This is a genomic window from Brevundimonas bullata (assembly GCF_014207965.1).
GTDB lineage: Bacteria > Pseudomonadota > Alphaproteobacteria > Caulobacterales > Caulobacteraceae > Brevundimonas > Brevundimonas bullata_A.
This window is the reverse complement of the sequence record NZ_JACHLM010000001.1, coordinates 760,370-779,805: the sequence shown is the minus strand read 5'-3', so window position 1 is coordinate 779,805 and position 19,436 is coordinate 760,370. Positions and strand designations below refer to the sequence as shown.

Genomic DNA, 19,436 nt, shown 5'->3' with positions numbered 1-19,436 from the left:
CTAGGCTTCTTGCGCCGCGCGAGCGCGCAGGGTCAGGACGCGGCGGCGGCGCACCTCGGTGCGGATCGACGTCAGCCAGATGGCGCCGAACAGCATCCCGTAAGCCGCCATCATGGTCAGCAGGGGCGTAAGGTAAGCCGGGTCCAGACTGGTCCCGCCCGCGCGCAGCAGCGAGGCCGGCTGATGCAAGGTGTTCCACCAGTCGACCGAGAACTTGACGATGGGCAGGTTGATCAAGCCGACCAGGCCCAGCACCGCAGCGGCGCGCCCGGCCTTGGCCTCGTCATCGATCGAGGCGCGCAGGGCCATGTAGCCGAGGTAGAAGAGGAAGAGCACCAGCACCGAAGTCAGGCGCGCGTCCCACACCCACCAGGTCCCCCACATCGGCTGGCCCCACAGCGAGCCCGTCACCAAGGCCAGACCCGTCAGCACCGCCCCCGGCAGGGCGGCGGCGCGCGCGGCGGCGTCGGCCAGCGGATGACGGAACACCAGGGCGAAGAAGCTGGAAACGCCCAGCGCCGCATAGGCGCCCAGCCCGAGCGTCGCGGCCGGCACATGGGTGAACATGATCCGCACCGTGTCGCCCTGCTGATAATCAGCGGGCGCGGTAAAGCTGAGCCAGGTCCCCACGGCCAGCAAGACGACCGCCAGCCCCCACAGCACCGGGGTGAGCGGGCGGGTGAAGCGCATGAAGCGGTCAGGATTGGCGAGGCCGAACATGGTCCGCCGATTACGCGGCGCGACGGGGAACGGCAAGCGCTCCCCGCGCGTGGCCCTTGGTCGCGATGATCAGAGCTTGAGCCCGTGCTCGGCGGCCAGGGCCTCCAGCTTGACCATCGGACGAGGGCCCCAGTGGGCGATGACTTCCGAGGCGGCCAGCGAACCCAGAGCCCCGGCCTCGGCCAGCGACAGGCCGCGCGCCAGACCGAGCAGGACGCCGGCGGCGTACTGGTCGCCCGCCCCCGTGGTGTCGACCACCTTGTCGACCGGGACGGCGGCGATCTCGACCCGCTCCTCGCCCCGGAACAGCACCGAACCGGCGGCGCCGCGCGTCACGGCGGCGACCTCGACGATGCGACCCAGGTGGGCGGCGGCGTGATCGAAGTCTTCGGTCTCGAACAGGGCGTGCAGTTCGGCCTCATTAGCCAGGACGATGTCGGCCGAGGCCTCGATGAAGGCCAGCAGCTCGGCGCGCCAGCGGTGGACGACGAAGCTGTCCGACAGGGTGATGGCGACCTTGCGGCCCGCCGCATGGGCGGCGGCGGCGGCGGCCTCGAAGGCGGCGCGGGCCGGGGCCGGGTCGAACAGATAGCCTTCCAGATAGACGATCTCGCTGGCGCCGATCAGGTCGGCGTCGATGTCGGCCGTGGTCAGCTGGTTGGCGGCGCCGAGGAAGGTGCACATGGTGCGCTGGGCGTCGGGCGTGACGTTGATCAGGCAGCGGCCGGTGCCGAAGCCAGAGCCCGCGCCGCCTTCCAGCACCGGCGTGTCAAAGTGGACGCCGGCGGCGCGAATGTCGTGGCTGAAGACCTCGCCCAGGGTATCTCGGGCCACCTTGCCGATATAGGCCGCGCGGCCGCCGAACGAACCGACGCCGGCCACGGTGTTGCCAGCCGAACCGCCCGAGGCCTCGACCCCCGCCGCCATGGCGTCATAAAGCATGGCGCTCTGATCCTCGTCGACCAGCTGCATCGAGCCGGGAACCAGCTTGTGCGCGTCGAGGAAGGCGGGCTCGCACGGGCTCAGCACGTCGACGATGGCGTTGCCGACGGCGCAGACGTCGAAGCGGGCGGTGGAGATGGCGTTCTGGGTCATGATCGCCCCATAGCGGGACAAGCGTCGCGACGCCAGCGCCGGGCTTTTCGCCCCCGTTGAAAACAGCCTATGCAGGTCACCTTGAGGAGTAGTCGCATGACCGAAGTCGCCGTCCTGACCCCCGATCCCGCCGACCCCTCCTACGCCGGGCAATGGCCGGGCGTGCTGGACCGCCTGTCGGCGGCCCTGGCCACGGCGGGGATCAAGGCCCGGCCGACGCCGTGGACCGATCATGTCGAGAGCGCCCACGGCCTGATGGAGTTTCCCCTGGTCCTGCCGCTGATCGTCTGGGGCTACCACCGCGACCATGACCGCTGGATCGAGGCCTGCGCGACCTGGGCCGAGGCGGGCGCAGCGCTCGCCAATCCGGCCGAGGTGCTGCGTTGGAACTCCGACAAGCGCTACCTGGCCAAGCTGGCCGAAAAGGGCGTGGCCATCCCCCCGACCATCTGGACCGACCACGCCAGCCCCGCCGTGGTCGAGGCCGCCTTCGCCGCCACCGGTGCCGAGCAGCTGATCGTCAAACCGACCGTGTCCGGCGGCGCCTGGCGCACCCTCAAGGTCGCGGCCGGCGACCTGCTGGAACAGGTGTTGGCCGAGGCGCCGGAAGGCGGCGCCATGATCCAGCCCTTCCTGCCGACCATCGGCACTGAGGGCGAAACCTCGCTCCTGTTCTTCGGCGGCGAACTGAGCCACGTGGTCAACAAGCGCCCGGCCCACGCCGACGAGTTCCGCATCCAGGTCCAGTACGGCGGCCAGTACCGGCGCCTGGATCAGGCCCCCGAGGGCGCGCTGAACTTGGCCGAACGCACCCTGGCCGCCATCGACGAGCCCCTGCTCTACGCCCGCATCGACATGGTCCCCGACGCCGACGGCCAGTGGCTGCTGATGGAGGCCGAACTGATCGAGCCCGACTTCTACCTCGGCGCCGCCCCTGAGGCCGGCGCCCGCTTCGGCCGCGCCGTGGCGGAGCGGTTGGGGGTGTAGGGCCTCAGCCTATCACTAGCCCTCCCGCTCGAGGGGGGAGGGTTGGGTGGGGGTGGAGGCAGGCCCTGTCCGCCGGAGCGCTGGAGACCGGGACATCGCCTCATGCGCCCTATCGGCCATGTCGTGTTCCACACTCCCATCCCCGGCCCTTCCCCCCTCGAGGGGGAAGGGAGAGAACAAGACGCTCAAACCCCCACGAAACTCGCCCGCGACGGGCACAGGTCCGCAATCACGCAGGCCGCGCACTTGGGCCGCTGCGCCAGGCAGGTGTAGCGCCCATGCAGGATCAGCCAGTGGTGCGCCTTGGGCAGCCAGGCCTCGGGCACGACCTTGTGCAGCTGCGCCTCCACCTTGTCCGGGGTCGCGGCGTTGGCCAGCCCCAGGCGGTGCGAGACGCGAAAGACGTGGGTGTCCACCGCAATCGCGGGCTCGATGCCCAGTTCGTTCAGCACCACGCTGGCGGTCTTGCGCCCGACGCCCGGCAGGGCCTGCAGGTCCGCGCGGTTCAGCGGGACTTCTCCCCCATGCTTCTCGACCAGCATCCGCGCCGCGGCGATGACGTTCCTCGCCTTGGTGCGATAGAGGCCGATCGAGGCGATCAGCGGGATCAGCCCCTCCTCGCCCAGGGCCAGCATCTTCTGCGGCGTGTCGGCCACGGCGAACAGGGCCTTGGTCGCCTTGTTGACCCCCACATCGGTCGCCTGGGCCGACAGGGCGACGGCCACCACCAGGGTGTAGGGATTGACGAAGTCTAGCTCGGTCTTGGGGTCCGGCATGATCCCCGACAGGCGCACGAAGATTTCCTCGACCCGATCCTCGTCCGGCGGCCAGCCGATCACGGCCCCGACCGGCGCCTTTTTCGGCGCGCGCGACCGCTTGCCCGGCGGCGGGCTGAGGGCGGCGCGGACGGCCTTGGAAGGGGGACGCTGGCGAACGGTCATGCCCTCGCTTCGCCTTCCCCGCGCGCGGCGTCAACCGGACGAAATCGACACGGTGCGACGAAATCGCGCAGGCGCCTCTTGATTTCTGGACGCTCCTGTCCATTTTACGCGCCGAAATCTAAGCGAGCTGTCTCCCCATGGCCCTCCCCGCCTCCCTGAAGAAACGCCTGCCCCTGATCGTCGGCGGGGTCGTCGTCATCGGCCTCATCGTCGGGGGCGTCATCTGGTGGCAGGGCAAGCAGCGCTGGGAGGCGACCGACAACGCCTTCGTCCAGGCCGACACGGTTCTGGTCAGCCCGCGCATCAGCGGCTCGGTGATCGAGGTCCTGGTCAAGGACAACCAGCGCGTCGAGGCCGGGCAAATCCTGGCCCGTCTGGACGACGCCGACGCCCGGGCCGCCTTGGCCCAGGCCCAGGCCAATCTGGCCGCCCTGACCGCCGCCGTGGCCAATGTCGACGCCCGCGCCGAGCAGGAACAGGCCAATATCGCCGCCCGCGCCGCCGCCGTGACCCAGGCCCAGGCCCAGGCCGGCCTGGCCCGCGCCGAGGTTGATCGCTACGGCAAGCTGGCCGCCGAGGGCTGGGTGTCGCAACAACGCATCGAGACCCAGCGCGCCACCGCCGAGACCGCCCGCGCCTCGGTCGCCCAGGCCCAGGCCGCCCTGACCGCCGAACAGCGCACCGCCGCCGTGCTCGGCTCGACCCGCAGCCAGAGCGTCGCCGCCGTCGAACAGGCTAGAGCCCTGGTCGAACAGGCTCAACTGACCCTCGACCGCACCGTCATCCGCGCCCCCGTCGCCGGGGTCGTCGGCGCCCGCGGCGTCCGCGTCGGCCAGGTGGTGCAGGCCGGCGGACAGATGATGTCCATCGTTCCCCTGCAAGACACCTATGTCGTCGCCAACTTCAAGGAGACCCAGGTCGGCCGGATGCGCCTCGGCCAGCAGGTCGAGATCAAGGCTGACGCCTTCCCCGGCCAATCCATCCTTGGTCACGTCGACAGCTTCGCCCCCGCCACTGGCTCCGAGTTCGCCCTGATCCCGGTCGAGAACGCCACCGGCAACTTCACCAAGATCACCCAGCGCGTGCCGGTCCGCATCGTCGTCGACCGCCGCGCCTCGGGCGAGCCTGTCGCCCTGCGTCCCGGCCTGTCGGTCGAGGTCAAGGTGGACCTGAAGAGCCAGGGCGGCGCCGCCTTCGCCGACGCCCATCTGGGCGAGGTCGCCGTCGCCTCGCTGGACCCGGCCCGGTGAGAGACGGCGTGCTTCCTGCGGACGCCCCAGCGGTCGCCGACAAGCCGGAGATCAACTGGACGGTCCTGCTGCTCGGCTTCGCCGGCATGGTCATCGGCCAGTTCATGGCCATTCTGGACATCCAGATCGTCGCCGCCTCCCTGCCCCAGATTCAGGCCGGGGTCGGGGCCTCGGCCGACGAGATCAGCTGGATTCAGACCGCCTATCTGATCCCCGAGGTCGTGATGATCCCCCTGTCGGGATACCTGTCGCGGCTCTGGGGCACGCAGAAGCTCTTCCTGGCCTCCTGCATCGGCTTCCTGATCATGAGCGTGGCCGTCGGCCTGTCGACCTCGGTCGAGATGATGATCTTCTTCCGTGCGCTGCAGGGCTTCCTCGGCGGGGCCATGATCCCGACCGTCTTCGCCGTGGCCTTCACCGCCTTCCCGCCCGAAAAGCGCGTCACCGCCAGCGTCATCATGGGCCTGATCGTGACGCTCGCCCCCACGGTCGGCCCGACCCTCGGCGGCCACCTGACGGAATGGCTCAGCTGGCGCTGGCTCTTCTTCATCAACATCTTCCCCGGCGTAGTCGTCCTGTTTCTGGTCGGTCGCTACGCCCATTTCGACAAGGGCGACGCCAGCCTGGCCAAGGGCTTCGACTGGTGGGGTCTGGGCCTGATGGCCGCCTTCCTGATGAGCCTGCAGTTCGTGCTGGAGGAAGGGGCCAAGAACGACTGGCTGGCCGACGACCACATCCTGCTGCTCAGCCTGGTGGCCCTGATCTGCGGCCCGGCCTTCATCTGGCGCTCGCTGATCTATTACAACCCGATCGTCGAGCTGCGCGCCTTCGCCAACCGCAACTTCGTCGTCGGGGTGATCATGACCTTCATCGTCGGAGCGGCCCTGTTCGGCGGCACCTTCCTGCTGCCGTTGTTCCTCGGCCGGGTGCGCGACTATTCGGCGGCCGAGGTCGGCACCACCATGGTGGTCTCGGGCCTGGCCATGTTCGCCACCGCCCCCTTCGCCGGACGGCTGGTGCGCAAGCTCGACCCGCGCATCCTGATGTTCGTCGGCTTCGGCCTGTGCGCCTGGGGCATGTGGGACGCGCGCCTCGTCACCAGCGACTGGGGCTTCTGGGAGTTCGCAGGGGTTCAGGCCGTGCGTGGCTGCGGCGTCATGATCGCCATGATCGCCTCGCAGCAGGTGACCATGTCCACCCTGCCGCCGCACATGGTCAAGAACGCCTCGGGGCTGGTGAATCTCAGCCGCAACGTCGGCGGCGCCTTCGGCCTGGCCATCCTCAACACCTCCCTGACCCAGAACACCGCCCTGCACATGGTCGAGCTGACCAGCGCTATCAATCAGTCGGACGTCGCGGTGCGCAACATGATCGCGGGCATGGCCCAGCGCTTTTCGGGCTCCATCGACCCGCACGCCGCCGCCATGAAGGCCTTCTACGGCATGCTGCAGAAGCAGGCGACGATCCTGGCCTTCGGCGACGCCTTCGCCCTCCTGGCCATCGCCTGCGCCGGCGCCGCCTTCGTCACCCTGCTGTCCAAGCCCGGCAAGGCCGACCCGTCCGCCGGTCCGTCCGAGGTCCACTGATGCCCCGCGCTCCCGGTCAGGTCGATGAGCTCAAGAGCGCCGCCATCCTTCAGGCGGCCTCGGACCTGTTCGTGGAAAAGGGCGCGGGCGCCTCGATGGCCGAGATCGCGCGCCGCGCCGGGGTGTCGAAACAGACCCTCTACAACCGCTTTCCGGCCAAGATCGATATCGCTCGGGCCCTGGCGGCCCAAAGATCCGACGCCGTCACCGCGCCCTTGAAATCCGGGGCAGCGCCGGAAGACGTGCTGACCGCCATCGCCGAGACCCTGATCACCAAGATCTGCCGCGAGGGCAAGGGCGCCTCCCTGCGCGGCGTGGCCTTGATGTCCCCCGAAGCCCCCGAACTGGCCCGCGCCATCTATGACGCCGGGCCGGGCGAGAGCGTGCGCCGCATCGCCGCCTGGCTGGCCGAGCAGGACCGTCTGGGGCTGCTGTCCGTGCCCGATCCCGCCGCCGCCGCCGAGATGTTCTCCGGCATGGTCCTGGGCCACGGCCATCTGCGTTCGGTCCTGGGTCTGCCCCATCCGCATCAGGACGAAGCCCCGGCCCGCGCGCGCGAAACCGCCCGTCGCTTCATCCGCGCCTTCGCCCCTGACTAGGCTTGTCCGGTTTGGCCCTTTGGCCGGATCGGCGTAAAGCGCAGGCCTCTTTCTGCCCCCCTCGCGGAGTTCCCCATGCTGATCCACCTGTCGTCCTGGCCCGAAATCGACGCGCGTCTGAAGTCCGGCGCCGCCCTGTCCAAGACGGTCATCGTGCCGATCGGCTCGAACGAACAGCACGGCCCGACCGGCTTGCTGGGCACCGACTGGCTCTGCCCCGAGATCATCGCCCATGCCGCCGAGAAGGGCGACGAGAACCTGATCGTGGCCCCGACCTTCAACATCGGCATGGCCCAGCATCACCTGGCCTTCGCCGGCACCATCTCCTTGCGCCCCTCGACCTTCATGGCCGCCATCACCGACTGGGTGGCGTCGCTGGCCCGCCATGGCTTCGAGCGCATCTATTTCCTCAACGGCCACGGCGGCAACGTCGCCACCATCGAGGCGACCTTCGCCGAGATCTACGCCGACTGGTCCTTCGTCGAGGAACAGCCGCCCTTCGTGCTGAAGCTGCGCAACTGGTGGGACCTGCCCGGCGTGCACAAGCTGTGCGAGGAGATCTTCCCCGTCGGTCACGGCGCCCACGCCACCCCGTCCGAGATCGCCGTGACCCAGGCCGGCTATCCCGACCGGATCAAGACCGCCGACTACAGCCCCAAGATCGCCCCCATGGGTCCGATCCGCGACGCGCTCGACTACCGCGCCCGCTTCCCTGACGGCCGCATCGGCTCGGACCCAGCCCAGGCCAGCCCGGAAAAGGGCCAGCGCATCATCAACGCCTCGATCCCGGCGCTGATCCAGGACGTCTCGGCCTTCGCCGCCGAAGTCCTGCCCTGAGCCTGACCGGTCTGTTCTGCTTGCTCGACAGGCGGAACAGGCCCACGGTCCCCGCATGACCCCCATTGATCGCGCCGCCCGCACCATCCGCGCTGGACAGGAAACGGCTGAGGCTTCGGCCCAGGTCATCGCCCGTCGTCTGACGATCATGGGCGAGGCCATGGCCAACCCCCTGCGCGCCGACCACGCCGAACTGGGGCGGATGGGCTCGGAGAAGGTCGAGGCCCTGACGGCCTCCGCCGGCGCCGTCGCCGCCGGCGCCATGGATCTGGCGGACCAGGGCCGCCGCATCGCCGACCGCGAAGGCGCCGAGGCCTCGGCCCACATGACCCGTCTGGCCAGCGCCGACAGCCTGGCCGGCGCCGCCGCCTTGCAGGCCGCCTGGGGCATGGGCGTCTGGTCGCGCGCCCTGTCCGACAGCTGGACCATGGGCGAGTCTATGCTGAAGCTTCAGGCCAAGGCCCTGTCGCCGATCCACGCCGCCGCGGTCGCCAACGCCAAGCGCCTGAAGCCCTAGTCAAGCCGCCGTGATGGAACGGCGATGCATGGCCCGTGTTGCTTGCTGTAGTCCAGCAAGGAGCCCGACATGGCCGAGCAAGACCCGAAAAAGACCGACCCCCATCCCGGCATGATGGGCGACGGCACCGAAGAACAGAATCTCAACCAGCCCGGCGACCCGTCCAAGCGGATCACCGAGGAAGAGGTCGACGACGCCTTCACCAAGGACCCGAAGATCGTCCCGAAGGAATAGTCAGGCCGTTCGGATGACGCCGCCCCGCGCCTCGACCGGCCAGGGCGTCAGCTTGCCGCCCGCGCAGGGCCCGCCGACGCAGGCGCCCGACAGCGGCTCGAACACCGCCCCGTGCCAGCCGCACATGATCAGCGCCCCGTCCGGCGTCAGATAGCGGTCCAGCTCCATGGCGATGGGGAAGCCCGCGTGCGGGCAACGGTCGACCCAGCCCGCGACCTGGCCGTCCTTCCTGACCACGAAACCGTGGAAAAAGGCCTCGCCGATCTGCAGCACGAAGCCGCGCGAGCCGGGATCGACGATGTCGTCCTCGGCGCACAGGGCCACGTTCGGCGGCGTCTTCCAGACGCGCTTGCGCTCGTCAGTAGCGGGTTGGTCGGTCATCCCAGACCCCGCTCATCCCCGCGGAGGCGGGGACCCAGTGCTTTGGCCAGAAGTGCTTTGGCCCCAAGGCGTGCGAGTTGAATAGTCATCGGCATAGGTTGCGAAACGGCTCAAACTGGGTCCCGGCCTCTGCGGGGATGCGCGGAAAATAGGGTCTGGCTATTCGCGTTCGGGCTTGAGCGGCCGGGTCAGCAGGGCCTCGATGGCCGCGTCCACCGTGGTCTCACCCGCCAGGACGGCGGCGACGGCCTCGCAGATGGGAGTTTCGACGCCCAGCTTGCGCGTCAGCTCGCGCACCGCGGGCGCGCTTTCATAGCCCTCGGCCACGGAGCGCTTGCCGGCCAGGGCCTGCTCGACGCTCATGCCCTGACCCAGGGCCAGGCCCAGGCTCATGTTGCGCGACTGGGGGCTGGAGCAGGTCAGGACCAGATCGCCCAGACCGCACAGGCCGGCGACCGTCTCGGCCTTGCCGCCCAGGGCGATCGCCACGCGGGTCATTTCAGCGAAACCGCGCGTGATGACGGCGGCGTGGGCGCTGCGGCCCAGTTCGCGACCCTCGACGATGCCGCAGGCGATGGCCAGGACGTTCTTCAGCGCCCCGCCGGTCTCGGCCCCGATCAGATCGTCGGCCAAATAGGGGCGGAAGACCGGCCCCGACAGCGCGGAGGCCAAAGCCACGGCCAGGGCTTCATCCTCGCAGGCCAGGGTCACGGCGCTGGGCAGGCCGCGCGCCACCTCGGCGGCGAAGCTCGGCCCCGACAGGACGGCGGGCGTGGCCGACGGGATGGTCTCCGCCAGCACCTCGGTCATCAGCTTCAGCGAGCCGCGCTCGATCCCCTTGGCGCACAGGACGATGGGCAGGCCGGGCCGGGCGTAGGGCGCAAAGGCGGCCAGCGTCGCCCGCATATGCTGGGCCGGCGGCACCGCCAGAATCAGATCGCAGTCGGCCAGATGGGCCAGGTCCGAGGTGACGTTGATGGCCGAGTCCAGCTCGATCCCCGGCAGGAAGGCGTCGTTCATCCGCCGCGCGCGGATGCTCTCGATCACCTCGGGCTCGCGCGCCTGCAGCACGACCGCAAGGCCCGCCGCTGCTGCGCTCTGCGCCAGGGCCGTGCCCCATGCGCCGCCGCCGATTACGCCTGCCGTATGAAATTCCATGTCTTCTCCGGTCCCCCGACCACCGCTCAAACCCCGGCTGATCAAGCCTTGGCGCCCTTGCGGCCCGTTTTCTTGTGCACAGGATCGGCGTTCGCGCGCGCCTCGTCCAGAGGCCATCGCGGCCGGGCGGCGACATCAATGTCCGAGGTCAGCCCTTTTTCCAGCCGTTCGGCCCCCGCTAGGGCGATCATGGCGGCGTTGTCGGTGCAATAGACCATGGGCGGAGCCATGAAACTGAAACCATGTTTCGTCGCCAGATTCTCCAGCGTGCACCGGATGGTCTTGTTGGCCGCCACCCCGCCCGCGACGACGAAATGCAAAGCCTCATGCGCCTCGGCATAGGCCAGCATGGCCCGCTCGGTCCGCTCGGCCAGCTGGCGCGCAATCGCCTTCTGCACCGCGTCGGCCAGATCGGCCTTGTCCTGATCCGTCTCGCAGGTCTGGGCCAGGCGCGAGGCCGCCGTCTTCAGTCCCGAGAAGGAAAAGTCGCAGTCCTTCCTCCCCAGCAGCGCCCTCGGCAGCTCAAAGCGCGAGCCGTCGCCAGACGCCGCCATTTTCTCCAGCGCCGGCCCGCCCGGATAGCCCAGCCCCATGGCCTTGGCGATCTTGTCGAAGGCCTCGCCCGCCGCATCGTCGATGGTGGTGCCCAGCCGGCTCATGTCGCCGATGCCGCGCACCTCCAGCAACTGACAGTGCCCGCCCGAGACCAGCAGCAGCAAAAACGGATAGGTCGTCTCCGCCCCCAGCCGCGCCGACACCGCATGGCCCTCCAGATGGTTGACCGCGATCAGCGGCAGACCGCGCGCCAGGGCCACCGCCTTGCCGTAGCTGAGGCCCACCATGACTCCGCCGACCAGTCCCGGCCCAGCGGTCGCCGCCACCCCGTCCAGGGCGGCGTAGTCGATCCCGGCCTCGCTCATGGCCCGGCGCGCCACCCCGTCGATCATCTCGACATGGCTGCGGGCGGCGATTTCCGGAACCACGCCGCCAAAGGCCGCGTGCTCGTCGATCTGGCTGTGGATGACGCTGGACAGGACCTCGGCCCCGCTCGCCGACAGGCGCACCACCGAGGCGGCGGTCTCGTCGCAGCTGGTCTCCAGACCCAGAACCGTCAGCCCGGCGCCGGGGGCGCGGCTTTCGGCCCCAGTGCTCGGGGAGGCCAGCTTGGTTGCCCCCGTGGTCCCGCTGCTATAGTCCGCGCCAGTGTTCATCGGGTCGAGGTAGCGGCCCGGTTCCCCTTTCGCAACGGCTGCGCGACCTCATGACCCCGCTTCTTCGCATCGGCACCCGCCGCTCCAGGCTGGCCCTGGCCCAGTCCGGCATGATGCAGCGCGCCATCGGACGCGCGCTCGGCGTGGCCGAAGCCGACATCGAGGCCTTGGTGCCGCTGGTCGAGATCGTCACCACCGGCGACCGGATTCAGGATCGCCGCCTGCTGGAAGTCGGCGGCAAGGCCCTGTTCACCAAGGAAATCGAAGAGGCCCTGATCGACGGTCGCGTCGACGTCGCCATCCACTCGATGAAGGACGTGCCCGCCGAACAGCCCGAGGGTCTAGCCATCGCCGCCGTGCCGGAACGCGAAGACGCCCGCGACGGCTTCATCAGCGAGCATTTCGCGACCTTCGCCGACCTGCCCCAGGGCGCCCGCCTCGGCACCGCCTCGTTGCGGCGTCAGGCCCAGGCTCTGGCCCTGCGCCCCGACCTGCAGATCGAGATGCTGCGCGGCAATGTCGACACCCGTCTGAAGCGGCTCAAGGACGGCGACTTCGACGCCATCCTGCTGGCCTGCTCGGGCCTGAACCGTCTCGGCTTCTCCGAGGTCATCCGCGAGCGCCTGTCGCTCGACGCCTTCCTGCCCGCCCCGGGCCAGGGCGCCCTGGCGATCCAGACGCGCGAAGGCGACGCCGACGCCGACTGGACCCGCGTCCTCAACCACGGCCTGACCTCGCTAGCCGTCGCCGCCGAGCGCGGGGCCATGACGGCGCTGGAGGGTTCGTGCCGCACCGCCATCGGCGCCTATGCGGCGATCGAAGGCGACGTTCTGCGCCTGACCACCGAAATGCTCAGCCCCGACGGCTCTGCCCGCTGGCGCCGCGCCGGTGAAATCTCAGGCTTCACCCCCTCTTCCGCCCTCGACGACGCCCGCGCGCTCGGCCTGCGCCTCGGCGCCGAGGTCCAGGCCGAGGCCGGCGACCAGAAGATCGCCCTCTAGGCCATGCGGCCGATCCGCCGCGTCTGGATCACCCGCGCCCAGCCCGGCGCCGCGCGCAGCGCCGCCCGGCTGACGGCGCTCGGCTTCGAACCCGTCGTCGCCCCCCTGCTGGCCATCCGCCCCCTGCCTGACGCCCTGGCCCATGCGCCCGACTTCGTCACGGTCGCGGCCCTGGCCTTCACCAGCCCCAACGGCGTCGAGGCCTTCGCCGCCCTGACCCCGGACTTGCGCGACCGCCCCGTCTTCGCCGTCGGCGACGCCACCGCCCAGGCCGCCCGCGACGCCGGCTTCACCGACGCCTGCTCGGCCGCCGGCGACATCCACGCCCTGGCCGCTCTCATCGCCGCCACGCCGCCCGACGGCCTGATCCTCGCCCCCGGCGCCCGCGAGCCCGCCGGCGACCTGCCCGCCCTCCTGTCCGACCACGCCGTTCAGCGCCTGCCGGTCTATAGGGCCGAGGAAACCGGCGCCGCCGTCCCCGCCGATTTCGACGCCGTCCTGCTCCATTCCCCCCGCGCCGCTCGCGCCCTGGCCACGGTCCTGACGCCCGACCTCGCCGCAAACCGCGTCGCCGTCTGCATTTCCGCCGCCGCCGCCGCCCCGCTGGCCGCCCTCAGCTTTGCCGAAAAACGCACCGCCGAGGCGCCCGACGAAACTTCCATGCTGACAGCGCTTGGCAAGTCCGCCGGAGCCGTATAAAGACCCGACCTCGCGCGGCCCTCGACACTCGTCAGGCCGCCGACCGGAGCCGCTTTAGCTCAGCCGGTAGAGCACATCATTCGTAATGATGGGGTCAGGTGTTCGAGTCACCTAAGCGGCACCACTCCTTCCAGACATCATAAATCTGAGAAAACCGGCCCAGGCCGTCGATGCGCCCTGCTGCGCGCCCGCGATGATTCCGCGCTACGTTTCGGTCATCCCTTGAACGTATAAGCATATCTTTATATGTCTGTCGGCCTCACCGTCTTGCAGGAGCCTGCCTTGGCCCGTTCGTCGTTTCTGTTTACCTCCGAGAGCGTCTCGGAAGGCCACCCCGACAAGGTCGCGGATCAGATCTCCGACTCGATCGTCGATCTGTTCCTGTCTAAAGATCCCGAAGCGCGCGTGGCGTGCGAGACCCTGACGACGACCAACCTGGTGGTGATCGCCGGCGAGATCCGCGGCAAGGGCATCATGGACACCGAGGGCAACTGGGCCCCCGGCGTTCAGCAGGAGATCGAGGACACCGTGCGCGGCGTCGTGCGCGACATCGGCTATGAGCAGGACGGCTTCCACTGGAAGACCTTCCAGTTCCAGAACCACCTGCACCCGCAGTCGGCCCACATCGCCCAAGGCGTGGATGCGGCCGAGGACAAGGACGAGGGCGCGGGCGACCAGGGCATCATGTTCGGCTACGCCTCGAACGAGACGCCCGAGCTGATGCCGGCCACCCTGCAATACAGCCACAATATCCTGAAGGCTCTGGCCGACGCCCGCCACGCAGGGACCGAGCCGGGCCTGGAGCCCGACGCCAAGAGCCAGGTGACGCTGCAGTACGAGAACGGCCGCCCGGTGCGCGCCACCTCGATCGTCGTCTCGACCCAGCACAAGGCCAACCTGAGCCAGAGCCAGGTCTCCGACATCGTCAAGCCCTACGTCGAGAAGGTGCTGCCGGAAGGCTTCATCACCGCCGAGACCGAGTGGCACATCAACCCGACGGGCACCTTCGTCATCGGCGGGCCTGACGGCGACGCCGGCGTGACGGGCCGCAAGATCATCGTCGACACCTACGGCGGCGCGGCCCCGCACGGCGGCGGCGCCTTCTCCGGCAAGGACCCGACCAAGGTCGACCGTTCGGCCGCCTACGCCTGCCGCTACCTGGCCAAGAACGTGGTCGCCGCCGGCCTGGCCGACCGCTGCACCATCCAGATCTCCTACGCCATCGGCGTGGCCAAGCCCCTGTCGGTCCACGTCGACCTGCATGGCACCGGCAAGATCGACGCCGCTGTGCTGGAGGCCGAACTGCCCAAGCTGATCGGCGGCGCCACCCCGCGCGCCATCCGCGAACACCTGGGCCTGAACAAGGCCATCTATCGCCGCAGCGCCGCCTACGGCCACTTTGGCCGCACCCCCGACGCCGACGGCGGTTTCAGCTGGGAGAAGACCGATCTGGTCGACCAGCTCAAGGCCCTCGTCTGAGGTCAGCGTTCGCCTGAATGAAGAAGGGCGTCGCGGCTTCGGTCGCGGCGCCTTTTTCATATCTGCGGCCCACGACACAATCATGCCCTTGCATCAGGGGGCGTCTGGTCCTTTAAGCGCGCCAGATACGCCTCCCCGCGCCGATAAGGATTTTTCAACCCATGACCTCGCCCGCCCCCAAAGACCGGCCGATCAAGAAAGTCGTCCTCGCCTATTCGGGCGGGCTGGACACGTCGATCATCCTGAAATGGCTCCAGACCGAATACGGCGCCGAGGTCATCACCTTCACCGCCGACCTGGGCCAGGGCGAAGAGCTGGCTCCGGCCAAGGAAAAGGCGCTGAAGCTGGGCATCAAGCCCGAGAACATCTTCATCGACGACCTGCGCGAAGAGTTCGTGCGCGACTTCGTCTTCCCCATGTTCCGCGCCAACGCCCTCTATGAAGGCCAGTACCTGCTCGGCACCTCGATCGCGCGTCCGCTGATCGCCAAGCGCCAGATCGAGATCGCCCGCCAGCTGGGCGCCGACGCCGTCTGTCACGGCGCCACCGGCAAGGGCAACGACCAGGTCCGCTTCGAGCTGGGCTACTACGCGCTCAACCCCGACATCCACGTCATCGCGCCCTGGCGCGAGTGGGAGTTCCGTTCGCGCGAAGCCCTGCTGGACTTCGCCGAGAAGCACCAGATCCCGATCTCCAAGGACAAGCGCGGCGAGGCCCCCTTCTCGGTCGACGCCAATCTTCTGCACTCCTCGTCCGAGGGCAAGGTGCTGGAAGACCCGGCTGTCGAGGCCCCCGAGTTCGTGCACCAGCGCACCATCTCCCCGGAAGCCGCGCCCGACGTGGCCACGGTCATCACCATCGGCTTTGAAAAGGGCGACGCCGTCTCGATCAACGGCGAGGCCATGTCGCCGGCGACCCTGCTGACCGCGCTGAACCAGTACGGCCACGACAACGGCATCGGCCGTCTGGACCTGGTCGAGAACCGCTTCGTCGGCATGAAGTCGCGCGGCGTCTATGAGACCCCGGGCGGCACGATTTTGCTGGCCGCCCACCGCGGCATCGAGTCCATCACCCTGGACGGCGGCGCCATGCACCTGAAGGACGAGCTGGCGGTCAAGTACGCTCACCTCGTCTACAACGGCTTCTGGTTCTCGCCCGAGCGCGAGATGCTGCAAGCCGCCATCGACCACAGCCAGCAGAAGGTGTCCGGCACGGTCACGGTCAAGCTCTACAAGGGCAACGCCACGGTCATCGGCCGCGAGAGCGAGAACAGCCTCTACGATCAGGACCTCGTCACCTTCGAAGAAGGCGTCCAGGCCTATGACCACCACGACGCCGAGGGCTTCATCAAGCTGAACGCCCTGCGCCTGCGCGTCCTCGCCAAGCGCGACGCCCGCAACAAGGGCTAAGACCCTGCTTAGGTCTCCTCCTCGTCGGCGCCGCCGATGGGGAGGGGACGAACTGCACACTGGCTGAAAGCGGCATAGCCAGAGCCAGCCCGATGTAGAAAGGCTTACCAACTCCTTTTTACATACTAGAGTTATTTAAAGCTCGACTTCACAGTCCTCACTGGCCCAAAAGGGCCGACCAAGCTGGGGGGCTGAAGCGTGAATCGTCGCACAATATCTTTTATCGGGGCCCTGACTCTGACTGCGGTCGCGGGCCTATCCATGCCCGCCATGGCTCAAGTGTCAGCGGCCACCTCGGTCGATCGGGTCGGATGCACTGGCGGCGCCTTCTCATTAAACCGGATTGGATCCGGCTATGACGGCGGGCAATATACCGTGCGTTCAAAAGCCACCATTGGTGGCGTCATCTACCAAGACAGCGCCTTTCTCAGTAACCTCCCCAACGGACCGGCAACCAGCCAGGTGATCGTGACGGGCGCCGTCGGCGCCTGGCCGATGCCGGAAAACCAGAGCCTGACCATCGAGCAGTCAATCGAAAGGCCCGCGGGTACAGTCCTGACTACCTGGCGGACCGTCGTCGACGGCTGCAACACCGGCAACATCACCTTCAATGCTCAGGTCTATCCGGCCCCTATACCGAGTCTGACCACATGGGCGCTCCTGGGTCTGATGGGGGGCCTGATGCTGATCGGCCTGGTGCGCGTCCAGCATAGACGACGCCACGGCTAGGCTACTCTCAGCCCGCAACCGCTTCGTCATGAAGAACAGCGGCCTGCATGAGCTCCCCTGCAGACTGTGATCAAGGCCGGGCGATCCTCAGGATCGCCCGGCTGCGGTCGTCCGTGACCCAGATCGAGCCGTCGGCCGCGACCGCCATGACCACCGGCGAGCCGCGCGGCTGACGCCCGGCCACGCGATCCCAGCCCGGCGTCAGCACCCTGCCCTTCACGCTCGGTGCCCTCTCTGGATAGGCCAGCGACCCGCGCGGGTAGATGGCGTAGCGCCCGCCGACGTCGGTCAGGGGCGCACCCTCCGCGTCCGTTTCCACCGCCGTGATCCGGCCCGCCGTGCGGCGATAGCCATGCCAGGTCATCAGCAGCCGCCCGCGCAGTTCGGGGAACATCGCCCCGTCGTAATAGATCATGTCCAGCGGCGCCGCGTGCGGCGGCAGCAGGGCTGTCGGCCGATCCCGCTCGCCACACCGCGCCTGACGCGCGGGCCAACCCGGCAGCGGCGTCTGCAGATCCACGCAATAGGGCCAGCCGTAGTGCCCGCCCTGCCGCAGCACATTGACCTCGTCGAACGGATGCTCGGGTGTGGTCAGATCAACCGAGTTTTCGGCCTGAAGGATGGTCCCCGACGGGTGCCGCACCAGGGCGATCGAGTTGCGCAGGCCCGACGCGAAGACCGTGCTCTCCTCGGCCCAACGTCCATTCCCCAGATAGGCGTGACGCCGTACCTGGGCGGTCGCCGCCTCCTCGACGCAGGATCCGCGCGCATTTGTCCTAGGCTTGCCCTTGGCGTCCAGGCAGCGGTCGCTGGGCGCCCCGACATTGACCAGCAGGTCGCCGTTCCCGTCGAAGACAAAGCTCGACAGCGGGTGGCGGTTGTCGTGGAGCCGGTTGTCCGGCAGGTCGCCGATCACTGTCCTGACCGTCGCCGCCGGATCGGCCGCATCGGGGTCCAGCGTCAGGATGCGGTTCATCTCTGACACATAGATGCGCCCGTCCGGCCCGCGCGCCACGGTGTGCGGCATCGACAGCCCGCCCGCCAGGCGCCGCCAGCGCGCCGCGCCGTCGCTGGCGAACGACATCCGCCAGACCGCGCCCTTGCCCGCCTCCCAACCGCCCAGATCGGTCACCAGCCAGTCGCCGTCGGCCAAGGGCATCAAGCCGCGCGGCATCCTCGGCCCTTCTGCGCCCGTCCCCTGCCACACCAGACCCAGGCAGAACCCCGGCGCCAGGCGCACCGTGGTCGCCGGCCGGCCGCCGCAATCGCCCTGGACCGCATAGGCGCGCGCGGCGGTCTGCCCCGTAGCGTGTTCAGCGGCGAGCGGTGCGACCGACAGGATCAGAGCGGCGACGGCGAGCGGGATCAATTTCATACCGGCATGCTGACGCTTGCGCTCGCCTCGTGGCAAGGCCAACTTGCGCCCCTCTCCGGTCGTCCGAGCCGGTGTTTTGTTTGACCGGCCCCAGCCTGTCCCCTTCCGGAGTTTCTCCATGTCCCGCCTGACCCTCGCCGCCGCCGCCGCGGCCCTCATCGCCTGCGCCGCGCCCGCCGTCGCCCAGGACGTCGCCCCTGCGGCCCCGGCCGTCGCCGCCGCCCCCGCCATGTCCCCCGAAGAAACCGCCTTCGAGGCCAAGGGCCAGGCCTTCGACGCCGAATCTCGCCAGATGGGCGTGGAACTGCAGGCGGTGATGGAAGACGCCAGCCTCGACGCGGCGACCAAGAAGACCCGCACCGACGCCATCATCACCCGCTACGAGCCCCGGTTCGAAGCCTTCGCCGGCGAGCTGGAAAGCTTCCTGCGCGCCATGGCCGCCGTGCCCGAGCGCGCCGCCCAGAAGGATCAGATCCTCGCCGCCGCCGAAGCCGCCCCGGCCCAGCTTCGCGCTGTCCCGGCCCAGATCCGCGCCAGCATCGACCAGGCCCTCGCCGCACCGGCGGCGCCCGCCGCGCCGAACTGATCCGGACAGGCGACAGCTTGCCTTACCGCGATTTCACTTGAGCTGATCCCTCCTTCGGCAGACCTTGCAGCGTCCGCCGAAGGAGAGATCCATCATGATCCGCGCCCTGTCGCTCGCCGCCGCCCTGGCCCTGCTGCCCGTCTCCGCCGCCGTGGCGCAGGAGAGCAAGACCGCTGCGGAGGTCCAGCTGGAGGCGGCCGCCGCCGCCTTCGAAAAGAAGATGGAAGAGTTCGGCGAACGCGCCGAAGCCATTCAGGACGACGACGCCATCGATGAAACGGTCAAGGGTCTGCGCGTCGCGGCCCTGTGGTCGGAATACCAGCCGCACGTCACGGCCTTCACCGCCGTAGCCGCGCAGCAGGCCGGCGAGATCGCCAACCAGGCCCTGGCCGAGATCGACATCGACGCCATCGTGACCGAGACCCTGGCCGGCGTGGCGCCCATGGTGAACGGCCTGGCGAGCAACAGCGCCTGGGCCACCCCCGATCCCGATCAGATGGTGACCTATGGCCTGATGGCCGACTACGCCGTCGGCCAGTCGATGGATGCGATCGAAGAGGTCAACGAGGCCTTTGCCGCGCCGGTCGTAACCCCGGCGCCGCCCGCGCCGCCCGCCGACGCCTGACCACCCTCGACAAGGCT

21 protein-coding genes and 1 tRNA gene are annotated in these 19,436 nt (G+C 69.1%); 15 read left to right on the top strand and 7 right to left on the bottom strand.

Features of this window, described 5'->3' with window-relative positions; all coding sequences use genetic code 11:
• Both HNP51_RS03815 and HNP51_RS03810 read right to left on the bottom strand, forming a co-directional pair.
• Positions 1-720: a heme ABC transporter permease gene (locus tag HNP51_RS03815; RefSeq protein ID WP_184267576.1), complete on the bottom strand. Its 720-nt coding sequence runs from the start codon at positions 718-720 to the stop codon at positions 1-3.
• A 69-nt stretch (positions 721-789) separates the two neighbouring features.
• Positions 790-1,815, bottom strand: coding sequence for an adenosine kinase (locus tag HNP51_RS03810; protein ID WP_184267199.1), 1,026 nt, complete (start codon positions 1,813-1,815; stop codon positions 790-792).
• Positions 1,816-1,911: 96 nt separating this feature from the next.
• Here HNP51_RS03810 and HNP51_RS03805 point away from each other — a divergent pair, with 96 nt between their 5' ends.
• A complete protein-coding gene (locus HNP51_RS03805) occupies positions 1,912-2,802 on the top strand; it encodes a RimK family alpha-L-glutamate ligase (protein WP_184267197.1) in 891 nt (296 codons plus the stop codon).
• A 185-nt stretch (positions 2,803-2,987) separates the two neighbouring features.
• On the opposite strand, the gene nth is transcribed toward HNP51_RS03805, so the two are convergent.
• Positions 2,988-3,743, bottom strand: coding sequence for an endonuclease III (gene nth / locus HNP51_RS03800; protein ID WP_184267195.1), 756 nt, complete (start codon positions 3,741-3,743; stop codon positions 2,988-2,990).
• A gap of 137 nt (positions 3,744-3,880) precedes the next feature.
• On the opposite strand from nth, the gene HNP51_RS03795 reads away from it, so the two are divergent.
• The 6 genes from HNP51_RS03795 to HNP51_RS03770 all read left to right on the top strand — a co-directional run bounded on the left by HNP51_RS03795 (position 3,881) and on the right by HNP51_RS03770 (position 8,766).
• The gene (locus HNP51_RS03795; protein WP_184267193.1) at positions 3,881-4,993 is read left to right on the top strand and encodes an HlyD family secretion protein; all 1,113 of its coding nucleotides are present in this window, start codon (positions 3,881-3,883) and stop codon (positions 4,991-4,993) included.
• Complete coding sequence (locus HNP51_RS03790; protein WP_409360096.1) at positions 4,990-6,579, top strand: DHA2 family efflux MFS transporter permease subunit; 1,590 nt, start codon at positions 4,990-4,992, stop codon at positions 6,577-6,579. Before HNP51_RS03795 ends, HNP51_RS03790 begins: the two co-directional genes overlap by 4 nt.
• Entirely contained in the window at positions 6,579-7,178 is a 600-nt protein-coding gene (locus HNP51_RS03785) for a TetR/AcrR family transcriptional regulator (RefSeq protein WP_184267191.1), read from the top strand. The genes HNP51_RS03790 and HNP51_RS03785 overlap by 1 nt, the downstream gene beginning before the upstream one ends.
• 75 nt (positions 7,179-7,253) lie before the next feature.
• Complete coding sequence (locus HNP51_RS03780; RefSeq protein WP_184267189.1) at positions 7,254-8,015, top strand: creatininase family protein; 762 nt, start codon at positions 7,254-7,256, stop codon at positions 8,013-8,015.
• 55 nt (positions 8,016-8,070) lie between these two features.
• Positions 8,071-8,532, top strand: a complete 462-nt coding sequence (locus tag HNP51_RS03775; RefSeq protein WP_184267187.1) for a phasin family protein — start codon at positions 8,071-8,073, stop codon at positions 8,530-8,532.
• 69 nt (positions 8,533-8,601) lie between these two features.
• Positions 8,602-8,766 carry a hypothetical protein gene (locus tag HNP51_RS03770; protein ID WP_170136976.1) on the top strand — a complete coding sequence of 55 codons (165 nt, stop codon included), beginning with the start codon at positions 8,602-8,604 and terminating at the stop codon, positions 8,764-8,766.
• Here the strand turns inward: HNP51_RS03770 and HNP51_RS03765 are convergent, their stop codons facing one another.
• The 3 genes from HNP51_RS03765 to tsaD all read right to left on the bottom strand — a co-directional run bounded on the left by HNP51_RS03765 (position 8,767) and on the right by tsaD (position 11,516).
• Complete coding sequence (locus HNP51_RS03765; RefSeq protein ID WP_184267185.1) at positions 8,767-9,147, bottom strand: Rieske (2Fe-2S) protein; 381 nt, start codon at positions 9,145-9,147, stop codon at positions 8,767-8,769.
• Between the two features lie 159 nt (positions 9,148-9,306).
• On the bottom strand, positions 9,307-10,305 hold the full coding sequence (locus HNP51_RS03760; protein WP_184267183.1) for an NAD(P)H-dependent glycerol-3-phosphate dehydrogenase: 999 nt from the start codon (positions 10,303-10,305) through the stop codon (positions 9,307-9,309).
• Positions 10,306-10,346: 41 nt separating this feature from the next.
• Positions 10,347-11,516, bottom strand: coding sequence for a tRNA (adenosine(37)-N6)-threonylcarbamoyltransferase complex transferase subunit TsaD (gene tsaD / locus HNP51_RS03755; RefSeq protein WP_260398295.1), 1,170 nt, complete (start codon positions 11,514-11,516; stop codon positions 10,347-10,349).
• Positions 11,517-11,566: 50 nt separating this feature from the next.
• Between tsaD and hemC the strand changes: the two genes are divergently transcribed.
• The 6 genes from hemC (at position 11,567) to HNP51_RS03725 (ending at position 16,833) form a co-directional block, all read left to right on the top strand.
• Entirely contained in the window at positions 11,567-12,517 is a 951-nt protein-coding gene (hemC, locus tag HNP51_RS03750) for a hydroxymethylbilane synthase (protein WP_184267181.1), read from the top strand.
• A 3-nt stretch (positions 12,518-12,520) separates the two neighbouring features.
• Positions 12,521-13,216, top strand: coding sequence for a uroporphyrinogen-III synthase (locus tag HNP51_RS03745; protein ID WP_184267179.1), 696 nt, complete (start codon positions 12,521-12,523; stop codon positions 13,214-13,216).
• Between the two features lie 48 nt (positions 13,217-13,264).
• Positions 13,265-13,340, top strand: a tRNA-Thr gene (locus HNP51_RS03740).
• A 158-nt stretch (positions 13,341-13,498) separates the two neighbouring features.
• Positions 13,499-14,695 carry a methionine adenosyltransferase gene (gene metK / locus HNP51_RS03735; protein WP_184267177.1) on the top strand — a complete coding sequence of 399 codons (1,197 nt, stop codon included), beginning with the start codon at positions 13,499-13,501 and terminating at the stop codon, positions 14,693-14,695.
• A 161-nt stretch (positions 14,696-14,856) separates the two neighbouring features.
• On the top strand, positions 14,857-16,104 hold the full coding sequence (locus HNP51_RS03730; protein ID WP_184267175.1) for an argininosuccinate synthase: 1,248 nt from the start codon (positions 14,857-14,859) through the stop codon (positions 16,102-16,104).
• Between the two features lie 261 nt (positions 16,105-16,365).
• Positions 16,366-16,833 (top strand): hypothetical protein, encoded by a 468-nt coding sequence (locus tag HNP51_RS03725; RefSeq protein ID WP_184267173.1) that lies wholly within the window; start codon positions 16,366-16,368, stop codon positions 16,831-16,833.
• A 70-nt stretch (positions 16,834-16,903) separates the two neighbouring features.
• Here HNP51_RS03725 and HNP51_RS03720 read toward each other — a convergent pair whose 3' ends face one another.
• Complete coding sequence (locus tag HNP51_RS03720) at positions 16,904-18,208, bottom strand: sorbosone dehydrogenase family protein (protein ID WP_221415700.1); 1,305 nt, start codon at positions 18,206-18,208, stop codon at positions 16,904-16,906.
• 118 nt (positions 18,209-18,326) lie between these two features.
• Here HNP51_RS03720 and HNP51_RS03715 point away from each other — a divergent pair, with 118 nt between their 5' ends.
• Together HNP51_RS03715 and HNP51_RS03710 are read left to right on the top strand one after the other, a co-directional pair.
• Positions 18,327-18,794 carry a translation initiation factor IF-2 gene (locus tag HNP51_RS03715; RefSeq protein ID WP_184267171.1) on the top strand — a complete coding sequence of 156 codons (468 nt, stop codon included), beginning with the start codon at positions 18,327-18,329 and terminating at the stop codon, positions 18,792-18,794.
• Positions 18,795-18,888: 94 nt separating this feature from the next.
• Positions 18,889-19,419 carry a hypothetical protein gene (locus HNP51_RS03710; protein ID WP_184267169.1) on the top strand — a complete coding sequence of 177 codons (531 nt, stop codon included), beginning with the start codon at positions 18,889-18,891 and terminating at the stop codon, positions 19,417-19,419.
• The last annotated feature ends 17 nt before the right edge of the window (positions 19,420-19,436 follow it).

Bases quoted from the DNA above. Each gene is read 5' to 3' on its own strand.
- HNP51_RS03810 (WP_184267199.1), bottom strand. From the start codon at position 1,815: ATGACCCAGAACGCCATCTCCACCGCCCGCTTCGACGTCTGCGCCGTC.
- HNP51_RS03805 (WP_184267197.1), top strand. From the start codon at position 1,912: ATGACCGAAGTCGCCGTCCTGACCCCCGATCCCGCCGACCCCTCCTAC.
- HNP51_RS03725 (WP_184267173.1), top strand. From the start codon at position 16,366: ATGCCCGCCATGGCTCAAGTGTCAGCGGCCACCTCGGTCGATCGGGTC.
- HNP51_RS03795 (WP_184267193.1), top strand. From the start codon at position 3,881: ATGGCCCTCCCCGCCTCCCTGAAGAAACGCCTGCCCCTGATCGTCGGC.
- HNP51_RS03745 (WP_184267179.1), top strand. From the start codon at position 12,521: ATGCGGCCGATCCGCCGCGTCTGGATCACCCGCGCCCAGCCCGGCGCC.
- tsaD (WP_260398295.1), bottom strand. From the start codon at position 11,516: ATGAACACTGGCGCGGACTATAGCAGCGGGACCACGGGGGCAACCAAG.
- HNP51_RS03730 (WP_184267175.1), top strand. From the start codon at position 14,857: ATGACCTCGCCCGCCCCCAAAGACCGGCCGATCAAGAAAGTCGTCCTC.
- HNP51_RS03760 (WP_184267183.1), bottom strand. From the start codon at position 10,305: ATGGAATTTCATACGGCAGGCGTAATCGGCGGCGGCGCATGGGGCACG.
- hemC (WP_184267181.1), top strand. From the start codon at position 11,567: ATGACCCCGCTTCTTCGCATCGGCACCCGCCGCTCCAGGCTGGCCCTG.
- HNP51_RS03710 (WP_184267169.1), top strand. From the start codon at position 18,889: ATGATCCGCGCCCTGTCGCTCGCCGCCGCCCTGGCCCTGCTGCCCGTC.
- HNP51_RS03720 (WP_221415700.1), bottom strand. From the start codon at position 18,208: ATGAAATTGATCCCGCTCGCCGTCGCCGCTCTGATCCTGTCGGTCGCA.
- HNP51_RS03715 (WP_184267171.1), top strand. From the start codon at position 18,327: ATGTCCCGCCTGACCCTCGCCGCCGCCGCCGCGGCCCTCATCGCCTGC.
- HNP51_RS03780 (WP_184267189.1), top strand. From the start codon at position 7,254: ATGCTGATCCACCTGTCGTCCTGGCCCGAAATCGACGCGCGTCTGAAG.
- nth (WP_184267195.1), bottom strand. From the start codon at position 3,743: ATGACCGTTCGCCAGCGTCCCCCTTCCAAGGCCGTCCGCGCCGCCCTC.
- HNP51_RS03775 (WP_184267187.1), top strand. From the start codon at position 8,071: ATGACCCCCATTGATCGCGCCGCCCGCACCATCCGCGCTGGACAGGAA.
- HNP51_RS03785 (WP_184267191.1), top strand. From the start codon at position 6,579: ATGCCCCGCGCTCCCGGTCAGGTCGATGAGCTCAAGAGCGCCGCCATC.
- HNP51_RS03765 (WP_184267185.1), bottom strand. From the start codon at position 9,147: ATGACCGACCAACCCGCTACTGACGAGCGCAAGCGCGTCTGGAAGACG.
- HNP51_RS03770 (WP_170136976.1), top strand. From the start codon at position 8,602: ATGGCCGAGCAAGACCCGAAAAAGACCGACCCCCATCCCGGCATGATG.
- HNP51_RS03815 (WP_184267576.1), bottom strand. From the start codon at position 720: ATGTTCGGCCTCGCCAATCCTGACCGCTTCATGCGCTTCACCCGCCCG.